Raw genomic sequence first — 15,115 nt, 5'->3', positions numbered from 1 at the left:
CGCCGATTGAAACGGAAAAGATGATGGCTGGAGAGAGCAAAAGCCGGACAGGGGAGATCCGCCTCTGGCGCAATGCGCGTCTGGCGACCATGGCCGACAGCGCCGCCGGACTGGGTATCGTCGAAGACGGCGCGATCGCCGCGCGCGATGGCCTGATCGTCTATGCCGGCCCGGGAGCCGGCATGCCGGCAGCCTTCAGCCAGAACGCCGAGAATGTCGATTGCGAAGGCCGCTGGATCACACCCGGCCTGATCGACTGCCATACTCATCTGATCCACGCCGGCAATCGCGCCAACGAATTCGAGATGCGGCTGGCCGGCGCCACCTATGAAGAGGTCACCAGGGCCGGCGGCGGCATCGTCTCGTCGGTCAAGGCGCTGCGCGCTGCCAGCCAGCAGGAATTGGTTGCGCAGTCGCTGCCGCGCCTCGACGCGCTGATCGCTGAAGGCCTCACCACCATCGAGGTCAAGTCGGGCTACGGACTCGATCTCGAAAACGAGAAGAAATCGCTGCGCGCCGCGCGGCTCTTGGGCGAAAACCGTCCAGTAACGGTTACAACGAGCTTCCTCGGCGCGCATGCTCTGCCGCCTGAAGCGAAAGGCGACAAGGACTCGTTTATCGATCTGGTCGCAAACGAGATTTTGCCGGCCGTCACCGCCGAGGGCCTGGCCGACGCGGTCGATGGTTTTTGCGAGGGCCTCGCCTTTTCGCCAGAGCAGATTTCTCGCGTGTTCGACGCGGCGAAAGCAGCAGGCCTGCCGGTAAAACTCCACGCCGACCAATTGTCCAACCTGCACGGCGCAGAACTTGCGGCGCGCTATGGCGCCCTGTCGGCCGACCATCTCGAATACACTGACGAGGCGGGTGCGGCGGCGATTGCGAGGGCCGGGACCGTGGCGACGATCCTGCCCGGCGCATACTATTTCATCCGTGAGACTAAGAAGCCGCCGATCGGCCTGTTTCGCCAGCACGGCGTCAGAATGGCGGTCGCCACCGACTGCAATCCCGGCACCTCGCCGCTGACCTCGCTGCTGCTGACCATGAACATGGCGGCGACTTTGTTTGGTCTGACTGTTGACGAATGCCTTGCCGGTGTCACCCGCGAGGCCGCCCGCGCGCTCGGACTGCTCGGACGAACCGGCACGCTGGAGGCTGGGAAATCGGCCGACCTGGCGATCTGGGACATCGAGCGCCCGGCCGAGCTCGTCTACCGCATGGGCTTCAACCCGCTGCATGCCCGCATCTGGAGGGGACAATGAGTGAACTCAAACTCAAGCCGGGCAACACGACGCTGGCCGACTGGCGCGAAATCTATCGTGGCGCGATGCCGAAGCTGGACGCGGCCTGCTGGCCAAAGATCAAGGCCAGCGCCGAGGCCGTTGCCCGCATCGTCGCCAAGGGTGAGCCGGTCTATGGCATCAACACCGGTTTCGGCAAATTGGCCAGCGTCCGTATCCCCGCCGCCGATCTCGAGACGCTGCAACGCAACATCGTGCTGTCGCATGCCGCCGGCGTCGGCGAACCGATGCCGGTCGCTGTTTGCCGGCTGATGATGGCACTGAAGCTGGCCAGCTTGGCGCAGGGCGCCTCCGGCGTGCGGCCGCAGACCATTGAGCTGCTCGAAGCGATGCTCGCCAACGACGTCATTCCGGTGGTGCCGGCGCAAGGCTCGGTCGGCGCATCCGGCGACCTCGCGCCACTGTCGCACATGACAGCGGTGATGATCGGCGTCGGCGAATGTTTTACCCCGCATGGCCGGTTCCCGGCCAAGGTCGCCTTTGTCTCGCACGGGCTGGAGCCGGTCACGCTTGGCGCCAAGGAAGGGTTGGCGCTGCTCAACGGCACGCAGTTCTCGACCGCCTATGCGTTGGCCGCCTTGTTCGACGCCGAAGTGCTCTACCAGTCGGCGCTGGTCGCCGGTGCGCTCTCGACCGATGCCGCCAAGGGTTCCGACGCCCCCTTCGATCCGCGCATCCACCTGCTCAGGAGGCATCCTGGCCAGATCGAGACGGCAGAGGCGCTGCGCAACCTGATGGCCGGCAGTGCCATCCGTGAATCGCACCGGGTCGGAGACGAACGCGTGCAGGACCCGTACTGCTTGCGCTGCCAGCCGCAGGTGATGGGTGCAGCGCTCAGCGTGCTGCGCCAGGCCGCCGGCACGCTGGGCACCGAGGCCAACGGCGTCACCGACAATCCGCTGATCTTCGCCGAGGACGACACAGCACTTTCCGGCGGCAATTTCCACGCCGAGCCGGTCGCCTTCGCCGCCGACATGATCGCGCTCGCCGTCTGCGAGATCGGCTCGCTGTCGGAACGGCGCATCGCCATGCTGGTCGATCCGGCGCTGTCGGGCATGCCGGCCTTCCTGACGCCGAAGCCAGGCTTGAATTCCGGCTTCATGATCCCGCAAGTGACGGCGGCGGCACTCGTCTCGGAAAACAAGCAAAAGGCCTATCCGGCCAGTGTCGATTCGATCCCGACCTCGGCCAATCAGGAAGACCACGTCTCGATGGCGGCACATGGCGCGCGCCGGCTGATCGGCATGATCGAGAATGCGACGGCCGTCATCGGTATCGAATTGCTGGCCGCCACGCAGGGCTGCGATTTCCATGCGCCGCTGGCATCGAGTGCGCCGCTCGAAGCGGTACGCAGGCTGGTCAGGGCCGAAGTGCCGCATCTCGACAATGACCGGCATTTCCACCCGGACATGGAAAAGGCCATCGCCATGGTGCGCAGCGGCGCTGCCGTGAAGGCAGCGGGCGCGGTGGCGCTGCCGGGAATCGCGTCGTGAGGGCGCACACCTCGATAGGTCGCGATCCTTCGCGCCGTAGAGCGCCGGCGCAGGGAGACCATTCATGACTTTACCCTCCTGGCTCACTGTAACGCCCGGCACCGCCCCGCTGCTGGTCTCGATCCCGCACACCGGCATCGATCTCGTCGGCCTTGAGAACCGGCTGGTGTCGCCTTGGCTCGGCCGCCGCGACGCCGACTGGTGGATCGACAAGCTGTATGACTTTGCCGAAGACCTCGGCGCGACGGTGGTGCATACCGCGATCTCGCGCACCGTCATCGACGTCAATCGCGATCCGTCTGGAGTCTCGCTCTATCCCGGCCAGGCAACCACCGGCCTGTGCCCGACCGAGACCTTCGACGGCGATCCGCTCTATCGTGTCGGGGAAGAGCCTGATGCCTCGGAGGTCGACGAGCGCCGCGAAAAGTACTTTGTGCCTTACCATGCCGCCATGCAGGCCGAGATCGACACGCTGCGCGCCGTGCACCGGAAGATCGTCCTCTATGACTGCCATTCGATCCGCTCGATGCTGCCGCGGCTGTTCGAAGGCACGCTGCCGGTGTTCAACCTCGGCACCAATGACGGCAAAAGCGCCGACCCGGGCTTGCAGGCAATGGTTGGCCAGATCCTCGCCGAGACCGGCGAGAGTTTTGTCGTCAACGGCCGCTTCAAAGGCGGCTGGATCACGCGCCATTTCGGCCAGCCGCACAACAACGTCCATGCGCTGCAGATGGAACTGTCCAACCGCGGCTATATGCGCGAGCCCGAGGGCAAAGGTACGCCCGACAATTGGCCGGTGCCTTACGACCCGGCATTCGCCGCGCCGATCCGCGCCACACTGAAGCGGATCCTGGAAAGCGCGATTGCCTGGGCCGGGCGCTGACGCATCGTCGCGCAGCTCATTCGAAAGGAAAAGTGACGCCATGACCGATCCTCGCCACAACCTCCGCGAAGTCCGCAGCCCGCGCGGCAGCGAGCTCAACGCCCGCACATGGCTGACTGAAGCGCCGTTGCGCATGCTGATGAACAATCTCGATCCCGACGTCGCCGAAAACCCCAACGAACTGGTCGTCTATGGCGGCATCGGCCGCGCGGCGCGCACCTGGAACGACTTTGATCGCATCGTCGCCTCTCTGAAGACGCTTGGAGACGACGAGACGCTGCTGGTGCAGTCGGGCAAGCCGGTCGGCGTGTTTCGTACCCACACCGATGCGCCGCGCGTGCTGATCGCCAATTCCAACCTCGTGCCGCACTGGGCGACATGGGAGAAATTCAACGAGCTCGATAAGAAGGGCCTGATGATGTACGGCCAGATGACGGCCGGCTCGTGGATCTACATCGGCACCCAAGGCATCGTGCAGGGCACCTACGAGACCTTCGTCGAGGCTGGCCGCCAGCATTACGACGGCAATCTCAGGGGCAAATGGCTCCTGACCGGCGGCCTCGGCGGCATGGGCGGCGCCCAGCCGTTGGCCGCGGTGATGGCCGGCGCCTGCTGCCTGGCGATCGAATGCGATCCCGACCGCATCGATTTCCGGCTGCGCACTCGCTATGTCGACGAACGCGCCGACACGCTCGACGAGGCACTGGAAAGGATCGAGCGCTGGACCAGGGCCGGCGAGGCGAAATCGGTCGGCCTGGTCGGCAACACCGCAGACATCGTGCCGGAACTGGTGCGGCGTGGCGTGCGCCCCGACCTGGTCACCGACCAGACATCGGCGCATGATCCGCTCAACGGCTATCTTCCCAAGGGCTGGTCGCTCGCCGAATGGCGCGAGAAGCGCACCAGCGACCCGAAGGCGGTCGAAAAGGCGGCGCGCGCGTCGATGCGCGAACATGTCGAGGCGATGGTGGCGTTCTGGAATGCCGGCGTGCCGACGCTCGACTATGGCAACAACATCCGCCAGGTGGCGAAGGAGGAAGGGCTCGACAATGCCTTTGCCTTCCCGGGTTTCGTGCCGGCCTATATCCGGCCACTGTTTTGTCGCGGGATCGGTCCGTTTCGCTGGGCAGCCCTCTCCGGCGATGCCGAGGACATCTACAAGACCGACGCCAAGGTGCGCGAGCTGACACCCGGCAACACCCACCTGCACAACTGGCTCGACATGGCGCGTGAGCGCATCGCCTTCCAGGGTCTGCCGGCGCGCATCTGCTGGGTTGGTCTCGGCGACCGCCACCGGCTCGGCCTCGCCTTCAACGAGATGGTGGCGAAAGGCGAGCTCAAGGCGCCGGTGGTCATCGGCCGCGATCATCTCGATTCAGGCTCGGTTGCCTCGCCGAACCGCGAGACGGAATCGATGAAGGACGGCTCGGACGCCGTGTCCGACTGGCCGCTGCTCAATGCGCTGCTCAACACCGCCTCCGGCGCAACCTGGGTATCGCTGCATCATGGCGGTGGCGTCGGCATGGGCTTTTCGCAACATGCCGGCATGGTCATCGTTGCCGACGGCACACGCGAAGCGGCCAAACGCCTGGAGCGGGTGCTATGGAATGACCCCGCAACCGGCGTCATGCGCCACGCCGATGCCGGCTATGACCTCGCCATCGACTGCGCCAGGGAGCACCAGCTCAACCTGCCAGGCATCCTCGGCTGAACCGCGCCTTGCGCATCCTCCGGGCAGCCGAATACCGGTCCATGCCGTGGAAGAACGGCGGCGGGGTGACGACGGAAATCGCCGTCTCGCCCGCAGGTGCTGCGCTCGACGATTTCGACTGGCGCGTCTCCATGGCGCGCGTCGAAAGCGGTGGGTCATTCTCCGAATTTGCCGGAGTCGACCGGAGCTTGGCCGTGCTGGAAGGCGAAGGGATCATCCTTGATTTGGCCGGCCGCCCGGCAGCTACGGTGACCAAAACGTCCGCCCCGCTTTCCTTTCCGGCCGATGTGCCGACGGAAGCGGCGCTGATCGCCGGTCCGATCGCCGATCTCAACGTCATGACACGGCGTGGACGGATGACCCATGCCGTCGAACGCCTGGTGATTTCAGCCGCGACGGACATCCAGTCAGCCGCCGATGCGACCCTCATCCTGTGTGTTGACGGCGAGATCTCGGTGGCCGGCGCGGCGCCTGTCCACATCGGACCGCGCGACGCGCTGTTGCTCGGGCCGGACGACGCTCTGTCACAGCGCCTGGAGCCTGCGCGACCAGCGACGCTGTTCGTGATCCGCATCGATCGCGTTTCGGCAAACGATTAACGCCTGTTTCGAAACATGATCACAACACCGGCGAAATATGCCGTAAGCTCAAGCCCAGATCACGAAAAAGCCTGAATCCTTCCGTCGATCAACTCCCGGCGGGAGGGAGGTGGTTCGTCTGCAGGTCTTGGTGCGAAAATAAACTTTCGGCCCTTGTTTCGATGCAACTAATTCCATTTCAATCGGTTCTAGGGACATTGCCGTGGCGGTGACGCCGGTAACGCGTCCCCCATGCGGAATTTTCAATGAATATCCAGACAGACCCCACCCAAATGGAAAAGACAAGCGCGAGCTTTCCGGCCATCACGGAAGAGCCGATACGCTCCAATTTCCTGCCGGAAGAGCGCCTGCGCACGCTGGGTGCAAGCCTCGCCAAGGGTGACGTCAAGGATCTGTTCGGCCTGGAGCCGTTCGATTTCCAGCCACGCGTCCGCGACAGCGCCAGCAAGATTCTCGAAGTCTACCGTTCGACCAATGCCGCGCAGGCGAGAGGCGAGACGATCACGCCGGCGGCGCAATGGCTGCTCGACAACAATTATCTGGTCGAAGAAACCATCTTCCAGGTCAAGCGCGACCTGCCACGCCGCTTCTATCGTCAGTTGCCGACCCTGAAACTGTCCGACGGCGCCAGCGTGCCGCGCGCCCTTGCGCTGGCCTGGACCTATGTCGCCCATTCGGACAGTTCGGTCTCGGCGACCATGTTCAAGGCGATCGTCGAAGGCTTTCAGGCCGTCGAGCCGCTGAAGATCGGCGAACTCTGGGCGCTGCCATCGCTGCTGCGCTTCGTTTTGATCGAAAATCTTCGCCGGATCGCGGTTCGGGTCAGTCGTACCCGGCAGATGCGCCAGATTGCCAACGAGGTCGCAGACCGCGTGCTGGCACTCGATGAAACCGCCGACCGTCAGGCGATCCTGTCGAACTACGTCGCCCATGCACAAGACACCACCTTTGCCACCCAATTGCTCTACCGCCTGCGCGACGGGTCGCAAAATGCCGGCAGGGCGCTGGAATGGCTGGAGGGCGAGCTTGAAAGGTCCGGCTCCGATGCCGAGGAAATCATCATCAGCGAGCATCGCACGTTGTCCAGCGGCAACGTAACCACCGGCAACATCATCCGCGGCCTCAGGCTCATCAACGATATCGACTGGACGGTTTGGTTCGAAGACGTCAGCCGCATCGACACCTTGCTGCGCGAGCGCACCGATTTTGCCGCGCTCGATTTCTTCTCGCGCGACCAGTACCGGACCGCGATCGAGGAAATGGCGCGCCGCTCCGATCGTTCCGAATTCCGCGTTGCTGAAAAGGCGATCGAACTCGCCGGCCATGCCGCTGTCGCCGATACCACCGTCACCGGTCCGACCGCTCACACCGACGTCGGGTTCTTTCTGGTCGGTCCGCGCCGGCTGGAACTGGAAAAGGCGATCGGCTATCGGCCGACGGTCAGCGTCACGATCAAACGGGCGTTCCACAAGACCGGATGGCTGGGCATTGTCGTGCCGGTGTTCGCGCTGACGGTCCTGCTTCTTGTCCTCTCCGGCAACGCCCTTGCCAGTCTCGGCCTGTCCATACCGTCGATCGTCCTGATGCTGGCGCTGTTTGCCGTGCCGGCCAGCGAAGGCGCGCTTGCCTTCTTCAACACCGTCGTATCGTTGTTCCTGAAGCCGACGCGCCTCGTCGGCTACGACTATAAACGCGGCATGCCGCCCGAGGCGCGCACGCTGGTGGTGGTGCCGTCGCTGATCGGCTCGCGCGACGACGTCGAGGAGAACATCCGCAACATCGAAGTGCACCACCTGGCCAACACGGCGGACGAAATCCATTTCGCTCTGCTTTCGGACTGGCCGGACAGCAAAACCGAAATCGATGCGGCGGATATCGAGATCCTCCAATATGCTCGCGACGAGATCGCGCGGCTGAACGCCCGATATCCCAGCGAAGGCGCGCCGCGTTTCTATGTCCTGCACCGCCGGCGGCTCTACAATGAATCCCAGGGCGCCTGGATGGGCTGGGAACGCAAGCGCGGCAAGCTCCACGAACTGAATCTTCTGCTGCGTGGCGACAGCGACACCACCTTTCTGCCGCTGGACGTGCCGTTGCCGGAAAAGGTCATCCATGTGATGACGCTGGATGCCGATACGCGCACCACCCGCGATGCCGTCGCCAGTTTGGCTGGAAAGCTTTGCCATCCGCTCAACCGCCCGCATTACGATGCGGCAAAGCGCGTCGTCACCGCCGGCTACACCATCCTGCAGCCGCGCATCACCGCTCCGCTGACCAGCGGCGACGACGCATCCTTCTTTCAGCGGGTCTTTTCTGCCAATCGCGGCCTCGATCCCTACGTATTTGCCGTCTCGGACATCTACCAGGACGTCTTCGGCGACGGCTCCTTCACCGGCAAGGGGCTCTATCACGTCGACGCCTTTGAGGCGGCGCTGAAGGGCCGCATCGAAGAAAACACCGTGCTCAGCCACGATCTGCTCGAAGGCGCGTTGGCGCGCGCGGCACTGGTCACCGACGTCGAACTGGTCGAGGACTATCCGACCCGCTATTCGGTCGACGCGTCGCGCCACCATCGCTGGGCGCGCGGCGACTGGCAGCTTCTGGGCTTCATTCTCAATCCGCGTTCCGGCGTGCCGGCGCTGTCGCGCTGGAAGATGGTCGACAATCTGCGCCGGTCGCTGACGCCGATCTTCTGGGTGATGGCCGCGATCGCCGGCTGGACGCTGCTGCCCTTCACCCAGGCGGCGCAATGGCAGGCGCTGCTGATCCTCACACTTTTCATGGCGCCCACATTCGACATCGTCCACGCCATCCTGCCGAAAAGCGGCGACCAGACGCCGCGCGGTCATTTCTCGGCGCTGGCGCGCGACGTCGTCTTCGGCACCGCCCTGGTGGCTCTGAAGATCGTGCTGATGGCGCATCTGGCCTGGATGATGGGCGATGCCATCATTCGCACGCTCTACCGCCTGTTCGTCAGCCGGAAGAACATGCTCGAATGGCGCACTGCCTCGCAGGCTCACAAGATCGGCGACAACGATCTCGGCTCCTATTACGGCATGATGTACGGCGCTGTGATCGTCGGCGTCGTCGGCCTCGCCATCCCTGTTGTGGCCGATTCCACCGGAGCTTTCGTCGCCTTCTTCTTCGCGCTGTTCTGGATCGGCTCGCCGGCCTTCGCCTTCTTTATCAGCCGCTCGGCCGAAACCGAGGACCGTTTGCGCATATCGGCGGCGGACATCCATGTGCTGCGCACGATTGCGCGGCGCACATGGCATTATTTCGAGACCTTCGTGACGGCCGAGCATCACAATCTGCCGCCCGACAATTTCCAGGAAAGCCCGGCGCCTGTCGTGGCCCCCCGCACCTCACCGACCAATATCGGCGTCTATCTCCTGTCAGTTGTTTCGGCGCGCGATTTCGGCTGGATCAGCCTGTCCGACGCCACCACCCGCATCGACGCGACGATGTCGACTATCGAGAGCATGCCGCGTGAGCGCGGCCATCTCTTCAACTGGTATGACACGACGACGCTGAAGCCGCTCTATCCGCTGTATATTTCCGCTGTCGATAGCGGCAATCTCGCCGGCCATCTGGTGGCGGTGGCGGCAGCCTGTGCCGAATGGGCGGAAGCGCCTGCAGTCCACCTTCAGGGCGACTTCGAGGGTATCCTCGATACGGTGACGATCCTCGACGAAAGCCTGGCGGAGTTGCCTGACGACCGCCGTCAGTTGCGGCCGTTGCGCCAGCGACTTGCCGATCGCCTCGATGGCATGCGACGCGCGGTCGAATCGATCAAGGCACAGCCCGAGATGGCTTCGATCCGCACCATCAATCTGGCCGTTCTGGCCGGCGAGATCCGCAAGCTCGCCATCGCCATCCATACTGAGGCCGCATCGACGCAGAGCGACACCATCGCCGACTGGGCGGCGAGACTGGAAGCCACCTGCGAAGCGCATGTCCATGACGCGCATAGCGACGACACTGCCGTCGAGGCGCTGCGGGCCAAGCTTCTGTCGTTGCGCGAGCGTACGCGCCGCTTTGCCTTCGAGATGGATTTCTCCTTCCTCATGCGCAAGGAACGCAAGCTTCTGTCGATCGGCTACCGGGTCGAGGAGCATCAGCTCGACGAAAGCTGCTACGACCTGCTGGCTTCCGAGGCGCGGCTGACCAGCCTGTTCGCCATAGCTAAGGGCGATCTGCCGACGGAGCACTGGTTCCACCTCGGCCGGCCGATCGTCGAGATCGGGTTCAAGGGCGCGCTGATGTCCTGGTCCGGCTCGATGTTCGAGTATTTGATGCCGCCGCTGGTGATGAAGGAGCCGCAAGGCAGCATCCTTAACCAGACCAGCAAGCTCATCATCAAGCGCCAGATCCAGTACGGCCGCTCGAAGGACGTGCCTTGGGGGATTTCGGAAGCGGCCTACAACGCCCGCGATCGCGAACTGACCTACCAGTACACCAATTTCGGCGTGCCCGGGCTGGGCCTGAAGCGAGGTCTCGGCCAGAACACGGTGATTGCCCCTTATGCGACCGTGCTGGCGGCGCAGTTCACCCCGCGTGAATCGGTGCAGAACCTGGCCAGGCTGCGGCGGCTCGGCGCCCTTGGCCGGCACGGCTTCTACGATGCGGTCGATTTCACGCCGCAACGCGTGCCGGAGGGCACCGACCATGTCGTCGTGCTGAACTACATGGCCCACCATTCCGGCATGTCGATCGCCGCCGTCGCCGACGCCATCTTCGAAGGACGCCTGCGCGACCGCTTCCACAGCGATCCGGTGATCGAGTCGGCCGAGTTGCTGCTGCAGGAAAGAGCGCCGCGCGACATCCCGACCGCCACCGTCAGGACCGAGGCCGACGAACGGTCGAAGGACGAAACGGAAGCCGAAAGCCCCGATACGCGCATCGTGCTCAACCCGCTCAAGGCGCTGCGTTCGACCAGCGTCATGTCCAATGGCCGCTACTCGGTCATGGTTACCGCGACCGGCTCCGGCTATAGTCGCTGGGGCGAGCTTGCCGTCACGCGCTGGCAGCCGGACCCGACCGAGGATCGGCTTGGCTCCTACATCTTCCTGCGCGACTCCGGCACCGGCGACTGGTGGTCGGCCACCGCCGAGCCGAAGCGTGCCACCCACGAAGAGGTGCGGACGCTGTTCTCCGACGACAAGGCGAGCTTCGTCAAGTCAGTGGGATCACTGCGTTCGGAGGTCGAATGCATCGTCATTTCGGAAGGAAATGGCGAAGGCCGGCGGGTGACGCTCTACAATGACGGCCCGGTCGACCGGCATATCGAAGTGACCTCGTTCGCTGAACTGGTGCTGGGCTCCGAAGCATCCGACAACGCGCATCCGGCGTTCTCGAAAATGTTCGTGGAAACCGAAATCGCTGCGAATAACGCAGCGATCTTCGCCACCAGACGTAAGCGGGAAACGGACGAGCCTGATGTCGCCATGGTGCATTTCGTCACCGACCCGTCTGGGTCGACGCGCGACGCCGAGGCCGAAACCGACCGGCGCGCCTTCATAGGCCGCGGCCGCACCATTACCGAGGCCGCCGCCTTCGATCCCGGCGCCAAGCTTGGCGGCCATTCCGGCTTCACGCTGGATCCGGTCGCGGCACTTCGCCGACAGGTGCGCGTGCCGGCCAACAAGAAGATAGCGCTGACCTTCTGGACTGCCGTCGGCGCCAACCGTGCCGAACTCGAAGAAGCCATTGCGCGGCTTGATCATCCGGAAGCCTTCGCGCGCCAGGCGATGCTCGCCTGGACCCGCTCACAGGTGCAGACCCGGCATCTCGGTCTCAGCCTTGCCGATGCCGCCAATGTGCAGAATCTGGCGCGCTACCTGATCTATCCGGATCCGTTCCTGCGGCTTCCGGCCGAATCGATCGCTTCCGGGCTCGGTAGGCAATCGGGCCTATGGCCGACCAGCATATCCGGCGACTTTCCGATTTTCCTGGTCAGGATCGGCGATGTCGCCGATCTCGAAATCGTTGCTCAGGCGCTCCGCTTCCAGGAATACATGCGCGCCCGAGGCATGATGATCGACTTTGTCGTCATCAACGAGCAGGCTTCGTCCTACGTGCAGGACCTGCAACGGGCGGTCGAGACGCTGTGCGAAAACAGCCGCCTGCGCGGCAAGGAGCTAGGACCCCGCCAGCACATCTTCGCGGTGCGCCGCGACCTCATGGACGAGGCGACCTACAAGACGCTGCTGGCCACTGCTCGCGTCGTTCTGCACACGCGCAACGGCACTATCTTCGATCAGATCGAGCGCGCCGAGGCCGCTGCGCTGCAAGCGCGGGACGCCTTGCAGCCGGCGGGTGCAGCAGCGCTTCGTGAACCGTCTCCGCCGGCGCCACAGACGTGGGCCCAAGCCTCGTTCGACGGCAGTGCCGACGGCAGCGGGCTTAACCAGTGGAACGGTTTTGGCGGTTTCGAGGGCGACGGACGCCACTATGTCGTGCGCCTTGCTGGCCGCCGCACGACGCCGCAGCCCTGGATCAACGTCGTCTCCAACGCCTCGTTCGGTTTCCACGTTTCGGCTGAGGGCGCTGCCTTCAGCTGGAGCCGAAACAGCCGCGACTATCAACTGACGCCGTGGGCGAACGACCCGGTCACCAACCGGCCAGGCGAGGGCATCTATATCTACGATCATGCCAGCGGCCGGGCGTTCTCGCCGCTGGCCGCCGTGGTCCGCGATCCCGCCATGACCTACGAAACATGGCACGGGCAGGGGTTTTCGACCTTCCGTTCGAAGCGCGGGCCGCTGTCGATGGACCTTACCCATGTGGTGGATTCCGTCGATCCGGTGAAAATCTCCCGGTTGCGCATCCAGAATTCCGGTTCGGGGCCGGCGCGCCTGCGCGTCTATGCCTATGCGGAATGGGTTCTTGGCAGCCATCGTTCGCGCACGGCGGCGACCATCGTTCCCTCGAGGGATGCTGCGACGGGCGCGTTGCTGGCGCAAAATCCCTACGGGCTCGATTTCAGCGAGCGGGTCGCCTTCCTGGCCGCCGACGGCGCGGCACACTCGGTGACGGCCGACCGCGGCGAGTTCATCGGCCGAAACGGTACCAGCGAACTCCCGCAAGCCGTGCTCAGCGGCGCAAGCCTGTCGGGCCGCGTCGAGGCGGGCGACGATCCTTGTGCGGCAATTGCACGCGACGTCGACATCCCTGCCGGCGGCGACGTGACGCTGCTCTGGCTGCTCGGCGATGCAGCCTCTGCCGAGGAAGCCAGCGCGCTGGTACAGCATCATGGCAGCAAGGATTTCGATCAGCGGCTGACTGACAACGAACGCACCTGGCGAGGGTTTCTCGACACCATCCAGGTCGAGACGCCGGACAGGGCGCTCAACGCGATGGTCAACCACTGGCTGCCCTATCAGAGCCTTGCCTGCCGCATCCGCGCCCGCTCGGCGTTTTACCAGGCGAGCGGCGCCTTTGGCTTCCGCGACCAGTTGCAGGACACGCTGGCCCTGCTTCTCCATGATCCGAAACTGGCGCGCGACCAGATCCTCAACGCGGCGCGGCGGCAATTCCCCGAAGGCGACGTGCAGCATTGGTGGCTGCCGCGAACCGAGGCAGGCGTCCGCACCATGATTTCCGACGACGTGGTCTGGCTCGCCCACGCCACGGCACACTACTTGCTGGTGACCGGCGATACCGCGATCCTCAGGGAACAATTGCCCTTCATCGAAGGGCCGTCGCTGGAAGAAGGTGAGCACGACGCCTTTTTCACGCCGGAGATATCGAAGAAGACCGCTTCACTCTATGATCATTGTGCGCGCGCACTTGACCTTGCCATCAAGCGCAGCAGCCCCGCCGGACTGCCGCTGATCCTCGGCGGTGACTGGAACGACGGCATGAACCGTGTCGGCGAGCACGGTAAGGGCGAGAGCGTCTGGCTGGGTTGGTTCCTGCTGAAAACGCTGGGCGACTTTGCAGCTGTCGCCAAGGCGGAAGGCGACGCCAAGCATGCGCAAGCCTGGACAAAACACGCCGGCGTGCTGAAGCGGGCGCTGGAAAGCACGGCCTGGGACGGTGAATGGTACCGTCGCGGCAGCTTCGACGACGGCACGCCGCTGGGGTCGCGCGGCTCGCAGGAATGCAAGATCGACTCGATTGCCCAGTCGTGGAGCGTGCTGTCGGGCGAGGGCGATCCGGCGCGATCGACGACGGCGATGCAGCAGGCGATGAAAATGCTCGTCGACGACGAGCTCAACATCGTAAAGCTTTTCACCCCTCCCTTTTCCAGGACGGAACAGAACCCAGGCTACATCAAGAGCTACCCGCCGGGTGTCCGTGAAAACGGCGGCCAGTACACCCACGCAGCGACATGGTTCGTCATTGCGCTCGCCGAAATGGGGCGCGTCGACGACGCCTACCGCTGCTTCTCGATGCTCAACCCGGTCAACCATGCGCTCGACGAGGCCGCTGCCGAGCACTACCGCGTCGAGCCTTACGTCGTCGCGGCGGACGTCTACGCCGGGCAAGGCAAGGGCGGCCGCGGCGGCTGGACCTGGTATACCGGCTCGGCCGGGTGGCTTTATCGCGCGGCGGTCGAAGGCATCCTCGGCATCGAGCGCAGGGGCGAGCGCATCCAGTTCAGGCCGAAACTGCCCAGCCATTGGGATGGCTATGCGGCAACGCTCAAGGTGCTGGGGGCCGAGCTCAGGGTTCAGGTTGTCCGCGACAAGAAGGCCAAAGCCGTCTCGCTCGAGGTAAATGGTAAAAAGACGAAGGCTTCGTCTTTCGAACCGAAAGCCGGCGACAAGGCCGATCTGGTCGTCAGGATACCGGCGTAGCTTCAAGGATTTGGAGCGTCTTTGTACATCTTGAGGATGTGCGTTATTTAAAGTTGCTCGAGCAATTCTATTGCGCATGAGATGTCCCAAAAGCCGATGCAGGCTTTTGGGATTCGTACATGCCAAGTTGCTGATTAAAATTTCGGCAGTGCTTCCGGCCTGCCACGATTTTGCCGCAAGGCTGACATTTTACCTTTTTTCTCAAACCGTTAGGTGATCACGACAGATTTCGCAGCGTCGCCATCTTTTGTTCGCGAATTGGGAACTGAAGGGGTACGAGGGCATTGTTTCGCGACACGTCAACGAGTACGAGTCAGAAAATGATGC

Annotated in this window: 6 protein-coding genes; all 6 read left to right on the top strand. The window is 64.0% G+C overall.

Features of this window, described 5'->3' with window-relative positions:
- Positions 1-23 precede the first annotated feature (23 nt).
- The 6 genes from hutI (at position 24) to AC0L2M_RS32420 (ending at position 14,788) form a co-directional block, all read left to right on the top strand.
- Positions 24-1,259 (top strand): imidazolonepropionase, encoded by a 1,236-nt coding sequence (gene hutI, locus AC0L2M_RS32445; RefSeq protein WP_473536986.1) that lies wholly within the window; start codon positions 24-26, stop codon positions 1,257-1,259.
- Positions 1,256-2,791: a histidine ammonia-lyase gene (hutH, locus tag AC0L2M_RS32440; protein WP_036262624.1), complete on the top strand. Its 1,536-nt coding sequence runs from the start codon at positions 1,256-1,258 to the stop codon at positions 2,789-2,791. Before hutI ends, hutH begins: the two co-directional genes overlap by 4 nt.
- Before the next feature lie 64 nt (positions 2,792-2,855).
- Positions 2,856-3,674: an N-formylglutamate deformylase gene (gene hutG, locus AC0L2M_RS32435; RefSeq protein ID WP_473536985.1), complete on the top strand. Its 819-nt coding sequence runs from the start codon at positions 2,856-2,858 to the stop codon at positions 3,672-3,674.
- 40 nt (positions 3,675-3,714) lie between these two features.
- Positions 3,715-5,385: a urocanate hydratase gene (gene hutU / locus AC0L2M_RS32430; protein WP_128247823.1), complete on the top strand. Its 1,671-nt coding sequence runs from the start codon at positions 3,715-3,717 to the stop codon at positions 5,383-5,385.
- 8 nt (positions 5,386-5,393) lie between these two features.
- Positions 5,394-5,984 (top strand): HutD/Ves family protein, encoded by a 591-nt coding sequence (locus AC0L2M_RS32425; RefSeq protein WP_128247822.1) that lies wholly within the window; start codon positions 5,394-5,396, stop codon positions 5,982-5,984.
- A gap of 245 nt (positions 5,985-6,229) precedes the next feature.
- Complete coding sequence (locus AC0L2M_RS32420) at positions 6,230-14,788, top strand: glycoside hydrolase family 94 protein (RefSeq protein WP_473536983.1); 8,559 nt, start codon at positions 6,230-6,232, stop codon at positions 14,786-14,788.
- Positions 14,789-15,115 lie beyond the last annotated feature (327 nt).

It is taken from the genome of Mesorhizobium sp. WSM4806 (assembly GCF_055811635.1).
The sequence above is the reverse complement of the archived record's forward strand: the minus strand, read 5'-3'. Positions and strand labels throughout refer to the sequence as shown.